The organism is Pseudonocardia sp. DR1-2 (assembly GCF_023717215.1).
Classification (GTDB): domain Bacteria; phylum Actinomycetota; class Actinomycetes; order Mycobacteriales; family Pseudonocardiaceae; genus Pseudonocardia; species Pseudonocardia alni.
The window spans coordinates 60,482-75,362 of record NZ_JAMQOF010000005.1 but is presented as its reverse complement, the minus strand read 5'-3'; the positions used below and the strand labels follow the sequence as shown (position 1 = coordinate 75,362).

Annotated in this window: 20 protein-coding genes; 7 read left to right on the top strand and 13 right to left on the bottom strand. The window is 75.0% G+C overall.

Going from position 1 to position 14,881, the window contains the following annotated elements; translation table 11 throughout:
• Positions 1 to 7 precede the first annotated feature (7 nt).
• Positions 8 to 781, bottom strand: a complete 774-nt coding sequence (locus ND486_RS16055) for a universal stress protein (RefSeq protein ID WP_251784986.1) — start codon at positions 779 to 781, stop codon at positions 8 to 10.
• Between the two features lie 175 nt (positions 782 to 956).
• Positions 957 to 1,976 (bottom strand): NAD(P)H nitroreductase, encoded by a 1,020-nt coding sequence (locus tag ND486_RS16050; protein WP_251784985.1) that lies wholly within the window; start codon positions 1,974 to 1,976, stop codon positions 957 to 959.
• A gap of 300 nt (positions 1,977 to 2,276) precedes the next feature.
• On the opposite strand from ND486_RS16050, the gene ND486_RS16045 reads away from it, so the two are divergent.
• The gene (locus tag ND486_RS16045) at positions 2,277 to 2,528 is read left to right on the top strand and encodes an SHOCT domain-containing protein (RefSeq protein WP_251784984.1); all 252 of its coding nucleotides are present in this window, start codon (positions 2,277 to 2,279) and stop codon (positions 2,526 to 2,528) included.
• Between the two features lie 277 nt (positions 2,529 to 2,805).
• On the opposite strand, the gene ND486_RS16040 is transcribed toward ND486_RS16045, so the two are convergent.
• Genes ND486_RS16040 through ND486_RS16030 form a run of 3 tightly spaced genes read right to left on the bottom strand, consistent with a single transcriptional unit; the run spans position 2,806 to position 5,061 of the window.
• Positions 2,806 to 3,462, bottom strand: coding sequence for an AmiS/UreI family transporter (locus tag ND486_RS16040; protein WP_251784983.1), 657 nt, complete (start codon positions 3,460 to 3,462; stop codon positions 2,806 to 2,808).
• A 5-nt stretch (positions 3,463 to 3,467) separates the two neighbouring features.
• Complete coding sequence (gene fmdA, locus ND486_RS16035) at positions 3,468 to 4,724, bottom strand: formamidase (protein WP_251784982.1); 1,257 nt, start codon at positions 4,722 to 4,724, stop codon at positions 3,468 to 3,470.
• 55 nt (positions 4,725 to 4,779) lie between these two features.
• Positions 4,780 to 5,061, bottom strand: coding sequence for an FmdB family zinc ribbon protein (locus tag ND486_RS16030; RefSeq protein ID WP_251784981.1), 282 nt, complete (start codon positions 5,059 to 5,061; stop codon positions 4,780 to 4,782).
• 349 nt (positions 5,062 to 5,410) lie between these two features.
• On the opposite strand from ND486_RS16030, the gene ND486_RS16025 reads away from it, so the two are divergent.
• Positions 5,411 to 5,590, top strand: a complete 180-nt coding sequence (locus ND486_RS16025; RefSeq protein ID WP_251784980.1) for a hypothetical protein — start codon at positions 5,411 to 5,413, stop codon at positions 5,588 to 5,590.
• 130 nt (positions 5,591 to 5,720) lie between these two features.
• Here ND486_RS16025 and ND486_RS16020 read toward each other — a convergent pair whose 3' ends face one another.
• Both ND486_RS16020 and ND486_RS16015 read right to left on the bottom strand, forming a co-directional pair.
• Complete coding sequence (locus tag ND486_RS16020) at positions 5,721 to 5,924, bottom strand: hypothetical protein (protein WP_251784979.1); 204 nt, start codon at positions 5,922 to 5,924, stop codon at positions 5,721 to 5,723.
• A gap of 180 nt (positions 5,925 to 6,104) precedes the next feature.
• Complete coding sequence (locus tag ND486_RS16015) at positions 6,105 to 6,863, bottom strand: STAS/SEC14 domain-containing protein (protein WP_251784978.1); 759 nt, start codon at positions 6,861 to 6,863, stop codon at positions 6,105 to 6,107.
• A 184-nt stretch (positions 6,864 to 7,047) separates the two neighbouring features.
• On the opposite strand from ND486_RS16015, the gene ND486_RS16010 reads away from it, so the two are divergent.
• A complete protein-coding gene (locus tag ND486_RS16010) occupies positions 7,048 to 8,106 on the top strand; it encodes a rod shape-determining protein (RefSeq protein WP_251784977.1) in 1,059 nt (352 codons plus the stop codon).
• 169 nt (positions 8,107 to 8,275) lie between these two features.
• Complete coding sequence (locus ND486_RS16005) at positions 8,276 to 8,596, top strand: 2TM domain-containing protein (RefSeq protein WP_251784976.1); 321 nt, start codon at positions 8,276 to 8,278, stop codon at positions 8,594 to 8,596.
• Between the two features lie 334 nt (positions 8,597 to 8,930).
• Here ND486_RS16005 and ND486_RS16000 read toward each other — a convergent pair whose 3' ends face one another.
• Both ND486_RS16000 and ND486_RS15995 read right to left on the bottom strand, forming a co-directional pair.
• Positions 8,931 to 9,137 (bottom strand): hypothetical protein, encoded by a 207-nt coding sequence (locus ND486_RS16000; protein WP_251784975.1) that lies wholly within the window; start codon positions 9,135 to 9,137, stop codon positions 8,931 to 8,933.
• Positions 9,138 to 9,162: 25 nt separating this feature from the next.
• Complete coding sequence (locus tag ND486_RS15995; protein WP_251784974.1) at positions 9,163 to 10,089, bottom strand: SPFH domain-containing protein; 927 nt, start codon at positions 10,087 to 10,089, stop codon at positions 9,163 to 9,165.
• A gap of 160 nt (positions 10,090 to 10,249) precedes the next feature.
• On the opposite strand from ND486_RS15995, the gene ND486_RS15990 reads away from it, so the two are divergent.
• Together ND486_RS15990 and ND486_RS15985 are read left to right on the top strand one after the other, a co-directional pair.
• Positions 10,250 to 10,447 carry a DUF1918 domain-containing protein gene (locus ND486_RS15990; RefSeq protein ID WP_251784973.1) on the top strand — a complete coding sequence of 66 codons (198 nt, stop codon included), beginning with the start codon at positions 10,250 to 10,252 and terminating at the stop codon, positions 10,445 to 10,447.
• Between the two features lie 65 nt (positions 10,448 to 10,512).
• Positions 10,513 to 10,962: a universal stress protein gene (locus ND486_RS15985; RefSeq protein WP_251784972.1), complete on the top strand. Its 450-nt coding sequence runs from the start codon at positions 10,513 to 10,515 to the stop codon at positions 10,960 to 10,962.
• Positions 10,963 to 11,193: 231 nt separating this feature from the next.
• Here the strand turns inward: ND486_RS15985 and ND486_RS15980 are convergent, their stop codons facing one another.
• From ND486_RS15980 to ND486_RS15970, 3 genes are read right to left on the bottom strand one after another with little or no spacing between them, the layout of a single operon-like run.
• A complete protein-coding gene (locus ND486_RS15980; RefSeq protein WP_251784971.1) occupies positions 11,194 to 12,417 on the bottom strand; it encodes a S9 family peptidase in 1,224 nt (407 codons plus the stop codon).
• On the bottom strand, positions 12,414 to 13,217 hold the full coding sequence (locus ND486_RS15975; protein ID WP_251784970.1) for an MBL fold metallo-hydrolase: 804 nt from the start codon (positions 13,215 to 13,217) through the stop codon (positions 12,414 to 12,416). The genes ND486_RS15980 and ND486_RS15975 overlap by 4 nt, the downstream gene beginning before the upstream one ends.
• Positions 13,214 to 13,609, bottom strand: coding sequence for a hypothetical protein (locus ND486_RS15970; protein ID WP_251784969.1), 396 nt, complete (start codon positions 13,607 to 13,609; stop codon positions 13,214 to 13,216). The genes ND486_RS15975 and ND486_RS15970 overlap by 4 nt, the downstream gene beginning before the upstream one ends.
• Positions 13,610 to 13,685: 76 nt before the next feature.
• Between ND486_RS15970 and ND486_RS15965 the strand changes: the two genes are divergently transcribed.
• The gene (locus ND486_RS15965; protein ID WP_251784968.1) at positions 13,686 to 14,357 is read left to right on the top strand and encodes a TetR/AcrR family transcriptional regulator; all 672 of its coding nucleotides are present in this window, start codon (positions 13,686 to 13,688) and stop codon (positions 14,355 to 14,357) included.
• Positions 14,358 to 14,408: 51 nt separating this feature from the next.
• Here ND486_RS15965 and ND486_RS15960 read toward each other — a convergent pair whose 3' ends face one another.
• A complete protein-coding gene (locus tag ND486_RS15960; RefSeq protein ID WP_251784967.1) occupies positions 14,409 to 14,819 on the bottom strand; it encodes an STAS/SEC14 domain-containing protein in 411 nt (136 codons plus the stop codon).
• Positions 14,820 to 14,881 lie beyond the last annotated feature (62 nt).

Here is a 14,881-nt window from a genome sequence, read left to right as displayed (position 1 = left end):
GACCCGATCAGTTGTCGGGGACGATCAGCAGCGGGCAGGACACCGTCCGTGCCAGCCGGACCAGCGGCGCGGCGGGGGAGCGTCCACCACCCCGGTGCCCGACGACGAGCACGCACGCGCCGGCGGCGAACAGCGCGAGGGACTCCGGGGCGTCGTCGCGCACCACGAGCACCTCGGGGTCCGGGTCGCCCGCCGGCCGCCACGGGGCGAGCGTGCGCAGGGCCGCGTCGCGCAGGCCGGCGTCGTGGACGTCCCAGCGCCGGAGCGTGGCGTCCCCGACGAGCCCCGGGTCGACGGCGGGGTCGGACCAGACCTGCAGCACTCGCAGCCCGGCCCTGCGTGCGCGGGCCTGGCGCACGGCTGCTGCGGCGACCGCACCCCCGGTCCATGGCGCGAGGCCGAGCACGACGGGACCGTCCGTCCCGCCGCCCGGCGGGACGAGGAGCAGCGTGGACCGGCCGTCGTCGACGATCGCCGCCGTGACGTCCGCGGTGTCCAGCACGAGCACGTCGGGCGGCCGGACGCACGCGGGCGGGCAGGCGTTGCCGCGCACCGGCGTGACGCGCAGTCCGGGCGACCGGGTGTGACAACGGCGCAGGGCCCGGGCGAGCAGCGGGACCGGTGTGCCGGGCGGCACGAGCAGGACCAGCCGGGCGTCGCGTCGCGTCGCCTCGTCGACCGCGGCGTCGATCGTGAGCTCCCCCGGGACCGCGGCCACGACGGTCGGCTCGGTGCGGTCGGCGCGCGACGGCGTCACCCGGCCGGGCACCGTCGTACTCATGCCGGGACCTCGTCACCGGTTGCCGCGGAGGGCCTCCCGGCCGGACCGGTCGCTACGACGACCGGGTGTGAGACGGCATGCGCGAGCGTCACAGGGACGACGGGCCCGCCGCGTCCGCCGGGCCGGGCGCGACGGTCCGCCCGGCGCCGGACCTGCTCGGGTCGCGCCACCGTCGTCACGACCTGCCGGGCAGCATCTCGACCTGCCGGTCGAGCGACCGTCGTGGGGTGGGGGCGGGTCCCGGACCGGGGGTCCGTGCGATGCCCACCCGGACGAGGAGCTGCGGGCACAGGCTGCCGCCGAGGACCTCGTCGGCGACCAGGGTGCGGGCCGTGGCGCACTCGAGCGGCTCGGTCAACGGCGCCGTCGACAGCGACCGCCGGGTGGCCTCCAGCAGGACGGCACTCATCGCCTCCCCGGCGCGGATCCGGGACAGCCGGTCGTCGGAGGAGGTCCCCACGGCGAGGAGGGTCGCCGCATCGGGCCGGTCACCGTGCTCGTCGTGCATCGCGGCGTGCGGGAACGGCCGCCGGGGAAGGCCGGCGTGGTCCGGGGCCGTGACCGGGATCGCGCTCGCGGGTACGCCGGCGTCGGCGGTTCGGCCGACGGTCCAGTCGTGGAGCTCGTCGCGGTAGCCGGCATCGGCGAGATGGTCCGAGGCGGCGGCGCGCCCGGCCAGCTCCAGTGTGCGGAGCAGGTCGGGGGCGTCGATGCGGCGCAGCTGCGCACCGTGCGTCGCTGCCTGCCGGGCCAGTGCGGCGACGTGCCGGCCCGGGACCGGGTCGAGTCCGCGCCGGTCGGTGCGCCGGAGCGGGATGCCCGCGGCGTGCCCGCGGGCCACGGCGGCGTCGGCGGGGCCGCCGCGGTGCGGGCGCAGGCCCAGCACGGCCAGCAGGTCCGGGTCGTCGGGGTCGGGCAACCGTCGCACCGAGGCGCCGACGCCCGCGGCCGCCAGCGCGACCCGCAGGTGGTGCAGCGCGGCACCGCAGGAGACGATCAGTCCGAGCCCGTCCGGGTCGGTGGCCGGGAGCCAGCGGTCCAGGTCGGCGTGCAGATGCACCACACCGTCGCCCAGATGCCACCACCACGGCTGGCTGTTGTGCAGCGACGGCGCGAGGCGGGCCAGGTCGAGCGCGGCGAGCACGACGCCGTGGTCGACCGTGTCCGCGTCGGTCACCCGGGCGTCGAGGTCCATCACCCGAGCATCGGCGGCACCCGGGACCGCAGCCAGTGACCACCGGCCCGCACGCGCCCCGGCGTTCGGCCCTGCCCGGGCGACGCGGCGTCGGCGGGAGCCTCGCCCGGCGGTCGACGGGGCCGCGGCGCTCCCACCCCCGGACCGGCGCGAGGGTGACGGTCCGCGGGCGTGCCGGGCCTCGCGACGCCCGCCGTCGAGCCGGTGACCTTCGGCCGTGCCGGGGCGGACCGTATGGCCGCTGCGCGCACTCGGCCCGGAGCCGACGCTGGCCCGCACACCGACGTCCGGGAGGCCACGATGATGTACGGGTTCGGTATGCACGGGGGAGGGCTGCTCGCTGCCCTCGGAGTGCTCCTGCTCCTGGCGGCGGTGATCGCCGGAGGCGTGGTGCTGCTGCGGCGCAGTACGGGCGACCGCGCCGACCGCGCCGACGACGCGCCGGAGGACCTCCTCGCCGAGCGGTTCGCCCGCGGTGCGATCGACGAGCAGGAGTACCGCCGGCGCCTCGAGATCCTCGAGCAGCGCGAGCACCGCCGTCGGGGGGCGTGAGGCCGGATCGAGCGCGCCGCCGAGCACCTCGACGCTGCCCGCGTCACCGCCGAGCGGACCCTGCCGGGGGACCGCGTCGCCGTCGGGATCCGCGGTGGCGCCGGACGACGACCTCGACGTCCGACGTACCCGGACGTCACAACGCCTCCGCCGCTCGTGCCGGACCGCGCCGGCTCCGTGCCGGTCGGGGAGTCCGGTCCGAGCGGCTCGTCGTGATCGGGTCGCGCGGGCACCGGGCCCCGGCCGCCTCCCGTCGGCGGCCGGGCCCCGGACCCGCTCAGCCCGCAGCGACCCCGTGCCTTCCCGGCGTCCGGGACGGGCGTTCGGCAGGCTGCTCCGGTGGCGCGCCCCCGGAGCGCAGGATGAGCGGGGTGAGCCCGCCGAACACCACGACCCCGAAGACGGCGAGTGCGACGGCCGACCACCCCGGCAGCGATCCGCTGGTGAGCAGCACGAACGCCGGGACGGCCGCGGTGACCCAGGCCTGGATCGCGGTGACGGCTCCGGTGTAGCGGGCGATCCGCTCCCGCTTGAGTCCGAGCAGGACGAAGAACAGCCCCCAGAGGAACGCCCAGTACAGCCAGATCACGCCGAACGCGGCGTCGCCGAGGAGGGAGAAGTTCGCCCACGAGTAACCCAGCGCGGAGACGGCGACGAACAGCGAGAACCAGCCGACGCCGGTGCTGTCGAGGCCGGCGAGCTGTCCGATGCCGACATAGAGGTAGGTGAACCCGAACAGGTACAGCCCGGACGCGGCGAGGATCTTGGCCGGGTCCGCGCCGGCGGTGAACAGCAGGTACGTCGGGGTGAGGACCTGCAGCGCGCCGACGAACAGGTTGATCGGTGCCGCGGAGCGGCCCTCGACCAGGCCCAGCAGCATGAGGCCGTTCACGAACAGCACGGCCCCGACGTAGAACAGTCCGACGGTGCCCATGACACTCAGCCCGCCGCGGCCCGGGGGACGCCCATGCCGGGGTCGATCCGCTCGGGACCGGCCTTGTCGGGGCGCACCGGGAAGTCGAAGATCTCGGTCGGGATGTAGACCGTCGAGCACGAGTTCGGGATGTCCACGACACCGGAGAGGCGGCCCTCGATCGGCGCGGCGCCGAGGATCATGTAGGCCTGGATGTCGGAGTAGCCGAACTGCTGCAGGTAGTCGATCGCGTGCAGGCAGGCACGCTGGTACGACAGGTGCGAGTCCAGGTAGCGCTGCTCGCCGTCCAGTGTGACGGAGGTCCCGGAGAACGCGAGCCACTCGCTGTACTGCGGGTCCGTGCGGCCGGGCATGAAGACGGCGTTCTCGCCGACGCCGTAGAGGTCCATCCCACCCTTGATCACGTCCACGGCCAGGTCCATGAACCCGCCCATCTCGATCGCGCCGCAGAAGGTGATCTCGCCGTCACCCTGGGAGAAGTGCAGGTCGCCCATGGACAGCTTGGCGCCCTCGACGAACACCGGGTAGAAGATCCGCGAGCCCTTGGTCAGGTTCTTGATGTCCTGGTTGCCGCCGTTCTCGCGGGGCGGTGCGGTGCGGGCGGCCTCTCCGGCGACGCGGTCGAACTCGCTGCCGAGGAGGTTGGAGAGGATCGCCGAGTCCGGCTGCGGCGGCAGGGCCAGCGGTGGCACCCGCTGCGGGTCGGTGTCGATCAGCCGCTGTTCGCGGGCGTTCCAGCGGGCGAGCAGCTCGGCCGAGGGCGCGGTGCCCATCAAGCCGGGGTGCACGATGCCGGTGAACGACACGTGCGGGACGTGCCGGGACGTCGCGACGCCACCCCGGAAGTCCCAGACGACCTTGTAGGCGTCGGGGAACTGCTCGGTGAGGAAGCCGCCGCCGTTGCGGGTGGCGAACACCCCGGTGTAGCCCCAGCCCTGGCCTGCCAGCGGACCGGAGTCCTCCTGCGGGATCGGGCCGACGTCGAGGATGTCGACGATCAGCAGGTCGCCGGGTTCGGCGCCGAGGACCGAGATCGGCCCGGACAGCACGTGCACCGAGTTCAGCGGCGCGTTGAGGATGTCGTCGGCGGAGTCGTCGTTGTGGATGGCGCCGTCGAACCACTCCCGGCAGTCCACCCGGAACGTGTCGCCGGGACGGACCTGGACCAGGGCCGGGATGTCGGGGTGCCAGCGGTTGTGGCCGACGATGCGCTGCTCGGTGAAGCGCTTCTGGGAGTCCAGCGGGAAGACGACCTCGGGCATGACGGATCAGAGCTCCAGGGTGGCGGGAATGACGGACGGTGCCGGGTCCGCCCGGTCACGGGCGGGGAAGGCGGTGGGCGGCGGCCGACGGAGCGGGCCGCCGCGCGGTGCGCGGTCGCGCGGGGATGCTGGTGACGACCTCGGGCTCGGTGCGCGAGCGCTCGCAGCGGTCGACGAGAGCGACGGCCGGTCCCCGCCCGAGCAGCGCGACACCGGACCACCTGCGGGGTGCCTGGGTGCCGCACACCGGGCATCCCCGGCTGCCGGGAGCGGCGCCCAACGGCAGTCGGGCGTCGAACTCGCCGTGCACGCGACAGCGGTAGGAGTAGGTGGCCATCATCGGCTCCAGTGCTCGGGGACCGGTCGACCGACCGTGCTCGCGACCGGGGCCCGGAGCAACGGCCGGACGGCACGACCTCGGGGGCCGAAAGGCCCCGTCCGCCGAGTCGATCGCCCCCTGTCCGCCGGTGCCTCGCGCACCTGGTCTCCCGAGGAGCGTCGGTGGTCGCATCGACCGGCCGGCCCGGCAGCCGGATTCCCCAGAACTGTCTCGGGAATCCAGCTACTCGGAATCCGCCAATTCCGGGGGATAGCCGTCTCCGCGGATTCTTCGGCCGGACGGTCCTGTTCCGGACGGGGTCGTTTCCGGCATTCTCGTGGTTGTGGGAGACCCCGAGACGCCGGCCATGTCATCGCACGAGCGCATGCGCCTGCGCACCGCCGCACTCAGCGCCGCGGCGCACTACCCGGGACCGGTCGGCGAGCTGCTCGCCCGCGAGATCTGGGCCTGGGAGGAGTTCGGCCACCGGATGGCGGCGGACGGTCTCATGAGCCGCCTCGTCGCACACATCCTCGACCGGAGCTAGTCCGCTCCCCGCTCTCCGCCCCGCGGCCGTGCAGCTACCGGCCGCGGGGCCGGTACCGTTCCCGGCGCGCACGACCGTGCGCACGCACCCGTGACCCCGCCTCGTGGGCGGGGTCACGGGTGTCACCGGATCAGAACGTGGTGCCGATCGCCGGATCCGGGCCGGTGGTCTGGGCCCCGGTGCAGGCCGGGTCGCCCCGTACGTGCCGGAAGCTGCGCGGGGTCTGCAGCAGTGGATACGCGGGGTCGGCGTGCCGGCCGACCAGGCATGCCCGGCCCTTCGGGATCGGGTTCCAGCACCGCTCGCAGAGGCGGATCTCGTGCCCGCTGATCATCATCGCCCTCCTGTCCGACGCCTCCCGATGATCGCCGGAAATCGCGCGCCGATTCGCCGTCCGGGTGGAGCAACAATGGAGGAAGAATGCAGGCGGAGAACTATGTAGCCACGGATGAATCTCGGCATCTTAACGATCTGGCCGGGCCGGGACGGGGGATCGCGGACCTCCCGCCCTCCTTCAGAGGCCGATCGGGGCGGGGTCCTCGGCGCGTGCCCAGGCGATCGCGGCGTCGAGGTTCGCGCGGTGGAACCGCCGGATCTCCGGGTGCAGTACCGGACCGGCCAGCACCGGCGCGAGCTCGGGCAGCAGCCCGTCCACGGCCAGCGCGAGCCGGCGGACCCGCCGGTGGTGCTCGAGCACGAACCCGGCGTGGCGCACCAGTGCGGGCAGGCTCTCCCAGCCGGGCGTCGAGGGCGCCGTGAGCACCAGCCCGCGGAGCTCGGCGTGGTCGGTGAGCCAGCGGTCCAGCTCGCGGCCCAGGACATCGAAGTCGGCGGGGCGGAGGGGGCGCTCGACCCGGACGACGGCGACGCCGCCGGTGCCGTCGAGATCGACGGCGAACCCGGCGCGGGGGAGGCCCGTCAGCCACGCGACGGCCCGCTCCCGGTCGTCGGAGCCGAACACCCGCAGCGAGTACGGCAGCAGGACGGCCAGCACCCGGGCGGCGAGCCGGACGGGCTCCCGGTCGGTCACCATCGCGTAGCCCTCGACCAACGACGTGGCACGCACGCCGACCGCCAGGTCCTCCCACACGGCGTCCGGTGCGATGCCGTCGACACCGTCCTCGACGAGGGCGAGCACACGCAGCCGCGCGTGGTCGGCGGCCGCCCGGTCGAGCATCGGGACCACGACGGTCTCCAGGTCCCGACGGGTGATCATCCCGCTCACGCGGATGCCGTCCACGCCGTCGGGGAGTCCGTCGACGGTGGTGATCATGATGGGTCCTCTCCCTCTCCGTGGCCGGAAGCGCCCGACGATGGCCCGCCGGGCGGGACCGCGCCAGGTCCGGACGTCCCGGCCGGAGGGCCTGGTGGTCCCGCCCGGCTCGTGGGGACCCGGCCCTCGCGGGCCGTTCGGCACTGGCCGCGGTGGCGGCGTTGTGGCGACCCTGTCACCAACGGTGCGGAGCCCGGCGGCCCCGGAGGCGGCCGGCGGCTGGTGGGAGGTGCTCATGTCCGGTGTCGGGCTCGACCCGGGGACGGCGCGGACGGTCGTCCACGACGGCGACGGCGGGTTCGTCTTCGACGAACCGTCGGTGCTCCTGACGACCGGTCACGGCCGGCGCACCCTGCCCGTGCTGATCGGGCTGGAGGCCGAGGCCCTGACGGGACGTCTCCCCACGGGGCGGGAGGTGCAGCGACCGTTCCGCCACGGCGTCGTCGCCGACCTGGACGCCGCGCGCACGTACCTGCGCGCGGTGGTGCGGCGGGCCGTCCCCCGCCCGTGGGCGCGCACGCGGGCCACCGCCGTGATCGGGACCCCGGTCGGGGCGACCCGGCTCGAGCAGCGGGCCCTGCTGGAGGTCGCCGACGAGGTCGGGATCGGCCAGGTGTACGCCCTGGTCGCACCGGTCGCGGCCGGTCTCGGATGCGGGATCGATCCCCTGGACCGGCGCGCACACCTGGTCGTCGACGTCGGTGCCGGGACGGCGGAGATCGCCGCGTTCTGCTTCGGGGACGTTCTGGCCCACCGGTCGCACCGGTCCGCCGGGGACGTGATGACCGGTGCCCTGCTGGGGCACCTGCGCGGGCACCACCGGCTGTCGGTGACCGCGGCCACCGCGGAGGCGCTCAAGTGCGCCGCGACCGGTGAGGACGGCGCCCAGGACGGTGGCCGGGACCTGTCCGTGCAGGGCCGCGACACCGCGAGCGGTCGCCCGCGCACGCTCACGCTGCCCGCCGGTGAGGTGCTGGAGGTGCTCGCGCCGGTGACGGCCTCCGTCGTGGGCGGTCTCGTCGGCTGCCTGGACGACCTGCCCGTCCAGGTGCTCGACGACGTGCTCACCGACGGTCTGCTGCTGGTCGGGGGCGGGTCGTTGTCCGCGGGTATCGCCCGCTCGCTCGAGACGGCGTTCGGCGTCCCGGTCAAGCACGCCGAGAACCCGACGACCTGTGTGGCCGAGGGCGCGGCGCGGGCGACGCTCCGCCCGGAGGTCCTCGCCGCCTATGCGCAGCACTGACCGCCCAGCTCCGGCCCGCGCGCCTTCCCCCGGTACGCGGGCCGAACAGCTACCGGCCGTTGGTCCCGGCCTCGCAGGTCCGGCTGCTCTTCCGGCACCGGCCTCCGTGGTCGGACCCTGCGGTGCGACGGGCGCACCGGGCGCCCGCGGACGGTGAGGAGACACCGCGATGGAGCGTCACGAGGAGGCCGCACCCCGCCCGGTCGGCGAGCCGGGAGCCACGGCCGCGACGGAGGGGAGCCTGCGCGACCGCGCGGTGCGGCGGTTGCGCAAGCAGGCGGAGTTCCGCACCCACCTGCCCGTCTATCTCGCGGTCAACGCCATGCTGATCGCGATCTGGGCCTGGAGCGGGAACGGCTTCTTCTGGCCGATCTTCCCGCTGGTCTTCTGGGGGATCGGGGTGGTCGCCCACGGTGTCGAGGCCTTCGGTCCCGACCCCGTCACCGAGGACCGTATCCAGCGGGAGATGGACCGGATGCGCCGCTGGTGATCGCAGTCGGGCGAGTCGACGTACCTCCCGGCCGGCGCGGGAGGACGACAGTCCCGTCCGGTCGTGCCCCTCGCCTCAGGGACGGGCACGACCGGCGGGTGCACCGCGGGCCGCATCGCCGACGGAGGGGGTTCCCATGACGCGGCCGAGCCGCTCGGGTCGAGGGGCCGTCGTCGCCGTACTCGTGACGGTGGCGATCGCTGCTGCCGGATGCGGGTCGCCCCTGCCGTCGTCCCCGGTGACGGCTACTCCGACGGCGGGGCGACGGGCATCCGGACGGTCACCGCCGGCGTCTGGACACGGTGAGAGTCGGCGCGCCGAGCGGGTGGTCACGTCACGACGTCGCGGCCTCGGCCCGGGCGTGTCGGGGGGTGCCTCCCGGTGCGACCCGCCCGATCCGGATGCCCTCGAAGTCCCGGACGACGAGGTCCGCGCCGAGGGCACCGGCGTGCACTCCCGCGTAGTCGAAGAACCGACCGTCGTCGTCGACGGTTCCGATGTGGATCCCCGCGAAGTCGGTCACGGTCCGTCGTGTGGTCATCGAGTGCTCCTTCGGTTGCGGTCGGTCATCGATCTCCGTCGGGGCCCGCTCCGGTGGGGCTCCCGGCGCGGGCCCCGGGGGAACCGTTCGGCTCCGCCGGCGCGAACCAGCCCGGTTCCGGCCCGTCGACCGGCCGGGAGGGTGACGCCGTCCCCGGGGCCCGTTCCCACGTGACGGACGGTGCCGCCCCGTCGGGGTCGGAGTGCCCGAAGAAGCGGAGCAGCTCCACCGGGAACGGCATGACGAGCGTGCTGTTCTTCTCCACCGCGACATCGGCGACGGTCTGGAGCAGCCGCAGGTGCATCGCGCCGGGGGTGTGCGCCATCGCCGCCGCCGCGGCCGCGAGCTGCTCGGAGGCCTGCCGCTCCCCGTCGGCGGCGATGACCCGCGCCCGCCGCTCGCGCTCGGCCTCGGCCTGCCGGGACATGGAACGCTTCATCGACTCGGGCAGCGAGATGTCCTTGAGCTCCACGAGCTCGATGCGCACCCCCCACGGCTGCTCGGTCGGCGCGTCGATCACCGCCTTCAGCTCGGCGCTGATCCGGTCGCGGTCGGAGAGCAGGGTGTCCAGGTCGGCCCGGCCGATGATCGTGCGCAGGGAGGTCTGGGCGACCTGGGACACGGCGTGCGTGTAGTCCTGGACGTTGACGATCGCCTTGACCGGGTCGACGACCCGGAAGTAGACGGCCGCGTCGACCTCGACCGTCACGTTGTCCCGCGTGATCGCGCCCTGCGGTGCGACGGCGAGCACCACGACCTGGGTGCTGACCTTCACCATGCGGTCGGCGAACGGGACCAGCAGCCGCAGACCGGGCTCCCGGATGTGTCCGAGCACCCGCCCGAACCGGAAGACGACACCGCGCTGGTACTGCTGGACGATCCTCAGGCACAGGGCGAGGACCACCACGAGGACCAGTAGCACGGCGATCCCGAGCGACGACCAGGTGGACATACCCGTACTGTCCGTGCGCCCCGCGCGGCCCGGGCAGGGCCTTCCGGCCCGTCCCGCCGGGACGACGGACCGAGGTCCCCCGCGATCCCGGCCGGAGGGCCCTGGTCCGCGGAGCGGCCGCACGCCACGGTCGGGGCACACACCGGGCTCGGGAGGCGGGATGCACGCACAGGTGGGTGACTGGGTGGTCATCGAGGGGCGCTACCTCGACGACCGGCGCCGGCAGGGGCGCATCATCGAGGTCCCGCACGCGGACGGCACACCGCCGTACCGGGTCCGGTGGGTGGAGGACGACCACGAGACCCTCGTGTTCCCCGGGCCGGAGGCCCACATCGAACCGGTTCCGGTGCAGCCCTAGGAAGGGCCACCTGCCGAGGGCCCGCGGTGGGCGACGCCCGCACGGTCCTCCGAGAGCGAGGGACCATGGTCCGACCCGTCCTCCTGCTCGGCCACACCCACGGACCGACCGGGGACCGCGCGGTGCGGGTCGCCGCCGATCTGGCGTCGCGGCTCGGCGCCGACCTGCACGTCGTCCACGTCGTCGACAGCCGCGACTACCCCGTCGACCCCGACTCCGCCGACTTCGACACCGAGGCCGAACGACGACTCGCCGACCAGCACGCCCGTGTCGAGGCACTGCTGCGCCGGGCGGGGCACGCCGGAGCCGGGTACAGCCAGGAAACGGTCCGCGGCGCTCCGGTCGCGGCGCTGGCCGCTGCAGCGGACGCCGTCGACGCGTTCATGATCGTGGTCGGGACCAGGGGGGAGGGGCCGGGCAGCGCCCTGGCCCGGCTGGTCGAGCCCTCGGTCTCCCATGGCCTGATCGGACACCAGTCCCGTCCGGTGCTCGTCGTCCCCGCCGGCGCAGGATGAGGGACCTCGCCACCGTGGACCCGGCCGTCGCGACGTCGTCGGCACGCTCGGGCAGACGCGGCTACGCGCAGCCCACCGGGCTCGCCGTTGCAGCCGGCCCTCCGGCCGGGCTCGACAGGAGACCGCACTGGCCGAGCCGGAGGTCGGAGGCCGACCGAGTCCGCGCCGTGCTCGGCCTGGGCGGCGGTGACACTCTGCTGCAGACGACGCCACGAGGAGGAAGCACGGGACTCAGCGGGCGCCGGTGACCTCTCCCGAGGGCAGGACGAGTAGGTCCTCGCTCACCGGGGTGCGGCCGCGGAGGCGGTCGTGCAGCCACTCGACCTGCAGCGTCCGCCACCCGGGCCCGAACGCGACCGACGAGGCCTCGGTCATCGAGTGCCGGGCGCCGGTGTAAAGGGCGACCGAGGTCGGGGAGGGGGACCGGCGCGCCATCTCGTGGACCCAGGACGAGGGGGAGAGGTCGTCGGCCGTGCCCCCGACGATCTGCCACGGCACCGGCATCGCCTCGGCGTGCGGCCGCAGGTCGTACCGGGCGGCCATCGCGTCGAAGGCGTCCTCGTCGTCGTAGAGCCCGGCCATCCACATGTGGCGCGCCTTGAACGTCGGCGGGGCCTGCTCGAAGATCGTGTGGGCGCCGGGCTCGAAGCAGGGCAGGGCCACCGAGCAGCCGAGCAGGCCGGGCTGGGTGGAGGCGAGCTGGGACATCCAGAACGACCCGAAGCTGGTGCCGGTGGCCACGACGCGGGTGGCGTCGAGCTCGCGACGGCCGCGGATCCAGTCCATGACGGCGTCGCCGGCCTCCGCCCACGCGGTGGGGGTGACGTGGACGCCGCGGATCGCCGCCTCGCCCTGGCCGGGGCCGTCCAGGGCCAGCACGGCGACGCCGCGGGCGAGCCACGGGCTGCCGGTGCGGGCGACCAGCATCTCGCGGGGCGCGTCCATGCCCCCGACGGCCAGCACCGTGGGCAGCGGACCCTCGACGCCGCGGGGGAGATGGAGCCATCCGGGAAGCGCGGCGTCGCCGAACGGGACGTCGACCCGCTCGACGCGGTGTGCGGCGCTGCGGGCCCACGCCAGGTAGGCGGCGTTCTTGCGGTCGTCGAGCTCGTGGGCCAGCGCGTCGTCCTCCCAGACCGGCCAGCACGCGAGCGACCACATCTGGGCTGCGGCGAAGTGGTGCACCGCGGCACTGTCCGGGTGGCCACGTCGCTCGGCGTCCTCGGCCCGGCGCGTACGGCGCTCGGCGAACGACCGCACCACCGGGACGTAGTCGGCGAGCTTGCTGATCCCCGCCCGGAGGGCGGCCGTCTCGGCCGGCGCGAGCTCGTCGCCGACGGCACCCAGGTGGTAGCCCAGGCGGGGCTGGTCGAACTCGACGTCGCGGACCCGCAGGGCCTCGTCGACCAGCCAGCGCTGCTCCCGGAACCGCCGTGGTCCCCGCCCTCGGGTCATCGTCGTCGTCCTCTCCTCGTGCGGTCGCCGTCGCCGGGCCTGCCCCCGGACGCCCGGTCCACGGCCTCGCGCACCGGCCCGCGGTGCACGGGGCCGTGTCCGGGCAGCAGCAGGTCGGCGTCCAGCCCGGCCAGTACGGACAGCGCCGCCTGCATCTCGGCGTCGGTCCCGTGGTCGAACCACGCCGGGAGCAGCTGGGGCCCGGTGACCGGGGACAGGGCGTGCCCGGTGACGAGGCCGTCACCGGTGATCACGGCGCCCGAGGCCGGGAGGTGGAAGGCGGTGTGGCCGGACGTGTGGCCGCCGGTCGGCACCGGCACCGGCGCACCGGGCAGGTCCAGGGCCTGCCCCGTCGGGAACGGCCGCGCGTGCGGGGCGGCGACGTCCCTGCCCGCCCCGGCCCGGGCGACGCGGACCGCCCAGGGCAGGACGGCAGGCCGCCACAGTGCGGCCACCACCCGGGCGGGCGCCAGCTGTTCCAGGTGCTCGCGGCGGGCGTGGGCGACCTCGACCGGGTGGAGGTGGACCGGGGTGCCGTAGCGGTCGTGGAAGGGGTTGACCGCCCCGAGGTGGTCGACATGGGCGTGGGTCACCAGGATGGCGACGACGTCCCGAGGGTGGAGGCCGAGGGTCGCGACGGAGTGCTCGACGGCCGGCACGTCGGCGGGGTAGCCGCCGTCGACCAGGGTGAGGGCGTCGCCCTCCCGCAGCAGGACCCAGTTGACGTCGGTCCCCGTCACGAGGAAGGTGCCCCGGTCGACCTGCTCCACCACCGGCGGGCCGGCGGGTCCCGACCTCACCGCCGGTCGGGGGCGCGGGTGCCGGGACGCGGTGCGACCAGGGCCGCCACGCCGACGGCGATCCCGACCGCGTTGAGCCCCGCACCGAACCAGTTGCTCCCACTGCGCGGTGCACGCACGGCGGCGGCGAGGTGGTTGAGCCCGAACAGGGTCGACAGCACCGCGAAGCCGCGGACCTGCGCGCGGTCGGCCTCGGGCCCCAGCCCGGCCAGACCGGCCGCGGTGACGAGGGTCCCGACGTTCCAGACGGTGATCTCCCGCTGCCATCCGGCGTTGCGGCCCCAGGTGGTGCCCCGGGCGAACCGCCGCCCGAACACTCCCTGCAGCACCGCGGCGAGCGTGAAGCCGGCGACCCACACGTTCCGCGCGGTGCGGACCGACGGTCTGCGCATCGTCGTCCTCCGCCTGTCGGACCCACTTGTTGAATCGACGTACAACAGGCGGCGACGCTAGTAAGCTGCCCCTCCCATGTCAAACACCCCGTCCGGGCCGGCGTTCCGGCGGCTCGACACCGCGACCCGCCGGCAGCAGCTGCTCGCGACCGGGGCCGCGCTGTTCGCGACGCAGCCCTACGACGAGGTGTGGGTGGACGACGTCGCCCGCACGGCGGGCATCAGTCGCGGGCTGCTCTACCACTACTTCGGGAGCAAGCGCGGCTTCCTGTCCGCCGTGGTCGAGCAGGAGGCCGCGACGCTGCTCGCCGTCACCGAACCCGACGACCGGCTGCCGCCCCCGGAGCGCCTGCGGGCCGTCCTGGACGCCTACCTCGACTACGTCCGGGCCCACCCGCACGGCTACCGCGCCCTGTTCCGGGGAGCGCTCGGTGCCGACACCGCCATCCGGTCCATCGTGGACGGGAACCTGGCCCGCCAGCAGGAACGTGTGCTGCGGGCCGTGGTCGGCCCCGGCGCCGCACCGGAACCGGTGCGGCTGGCCGTGCGCGGCTGGCTGTCGTTCCTCGTCGCCGTCTGTCTGGACTGGCTGGAGAACCCCGTCCTGGACCGGACCGCGGTCCGCGAGCTCTGTGCGGACACGCTGACCGGGGCGCTCGGTGCGAGCGGCCACGGGGCGCCGCCCACTCCCGGGCCCGCGACGGATGCGGGCCACCGTGCCCCACCGCGCGACGAGGGCGGCGGGTAGGGCCGCCTCCCGTTCCGGCCTCCGGCGCCGGGGCCCGGGCCGCCCCCGCGCTCACCCGCCGGTCGCCGCCGGCGAGGTCGCGGGCAGCGACGCCAGCCAGGCCGCGGCGTCGTCGAGCCGGTCGTTGCCGAACACCCGCATCGGGAACGGCAGCAGCGCCCCCGCGAGGTGGGCGAGCTCGCGCACCCATCCGATGTCGCTCACCAGCGCGTAGCCCTCGACCAGGCGCGGCATCGTGGGGTGGTGGAGCCACATCCCGGTCTTCTCCCACGCCGCCCCGGCGGTGAAGCCTCCGTAGTCGGGGCCGAGCTGCAGCAGCAGCCGGAAGGGCCGGTGCAGCCGGATCGCCTCCTCGACGATCGGCTCGATCGTGGACTCGAAGTCCGCGCGGTCCAGCACGCCGACGGCGCGCAGGCCGACGACGCCCTCCGGGACGGTCGAGATCGTCTCCAGGATGGTCACTCCCCGGTCGGTGGTCCGGCCCGTCCGGCCGCTCCACCCAGCGTCGACCCCGACCGCGCCGG

Excerpts from the sequence above, each read along its gene's own strand:
- ND486_RS16055 (WP_251784986.1), bottom strand. The coding sequence starts at position 781 with ATGAGTACGACGGTGCCCGGCCGGGTGACGCCGTCGCGCGCCGACCGC.
- ND486_RS16050 (WP_251784985.1), bottom strand. The coding sequence starts at position 1,976 with ATGGACCTCGACGCCCGGGTGACCGACGCGGACACGGTCGACCACGGC.
- ND486_RS16045 (WP_251784984.1), top strand. The coding sequence starts at position 2,277 with ATGATGTACGGGTTCGGTATGCACGGGGGAGGGCTGCTCGCTGCCCTC.
- ND486_RS16040 (WP_251784983.1), bottom strand. The coding sequence starts at position 3,462 with ATGGGCACCGTCGGACTGTTCTACGTCGGGGCCGTGCTGTTCGTGAAC.
- fmdA (WP_251784982.1), bottom strand. The coding sequence starts at position 4,724 with ATGCCCGAGGTCGTCTTCCCGCTGGACTCCCAGAAGCGCTTCACCGAG.
- ND486_RS16030 (WP_251784981.1), bottom strand. The coding sequence starts at position 5,061 with ATGGCCACCTACTCCTACCGCTGTCGCGTGCACGGCGAGTTCGACGCC.
- ND486_RS16025 (WP_251784980.1), top strand. The coding sequence starts at position 5,411 with ATGTCATCGCACGAGCGCATGCGCCTGCGCACCGCCGCACTCAGCGCC.
- ND486_RS16020 (WP_251784979.1), bottom strand. The coding sequence starts at position 5,924 with ATGATCAGCGGGCACGAGATCCGCCTCTGCGAGCGGTGCTGGAACCCG.
- ND486_RS16015 (WP_251784978.1), bottom strand. The coding sequence starts at position 6,863 with ATGATCACCACCGTCGACGGACTCCCCGACGGCGTGGACGGCATCCGC.
- ND486_RS16005 (WP_251784976.1), top strand. The coding sequence starts at position 8,276 with ATGGAGCGTCACGAGGAGGCCGCACCCCGCCCGGTCGGCGAGCCGGGA.
- ND486_RS16000 (WP_251784975.1), bottom strand. The coding sequence starts at position 9,137 with ATGACCACACGACGGACCGTGACCGACTTCGCGGGGATCCACATCGGA.
- ND486_RS15995 (WP_251784974.1), bottom strand. The coding sequence starts at position 10,089 with ATGTCCACCTGGTCGTCGCTCGGGATCGCCGTGCTACTGGTCCTCGTG.
- ND486_RS15990 (WP_251784973.1), top strand. The coding sequence starts at position 10,250 with ATGCACGCACAGGTGGGTGACTGGGTGGTCATCGAGGGGCGCTACCTC.
- ND486_RS15985 (WP_251784972.1), top strand. The coding sequence starts at position 10,513 with ATGGTCCGACCCGTCCTCCTGCTCGGCCACACCCACGGACCGACCGGG.
- ND486_RS15980 (WP_251784971.1), bottom strand. The coding sequence starts at position 12,417 with ATGACCCGAGGGCGGGGACCACGGCGGTTCCGGGAGCAGCGCTGGCTG.
- ND486_RS15970 (WP_251784969.1), bottom strand. The coding sequence starts at position 13,609 with ATGCGCAGACCGTCGGTCCGCACCGCGCGGAACGTGTGGGTCGCCGGC.
- ND486_RS15965 (WP_251784968.1), top strand. The coding sequence starts at position 13,686 with ATGTCAAACACCCCGTCCGGGCCGGCGTTCCGGCGGCTCGACACCGCG.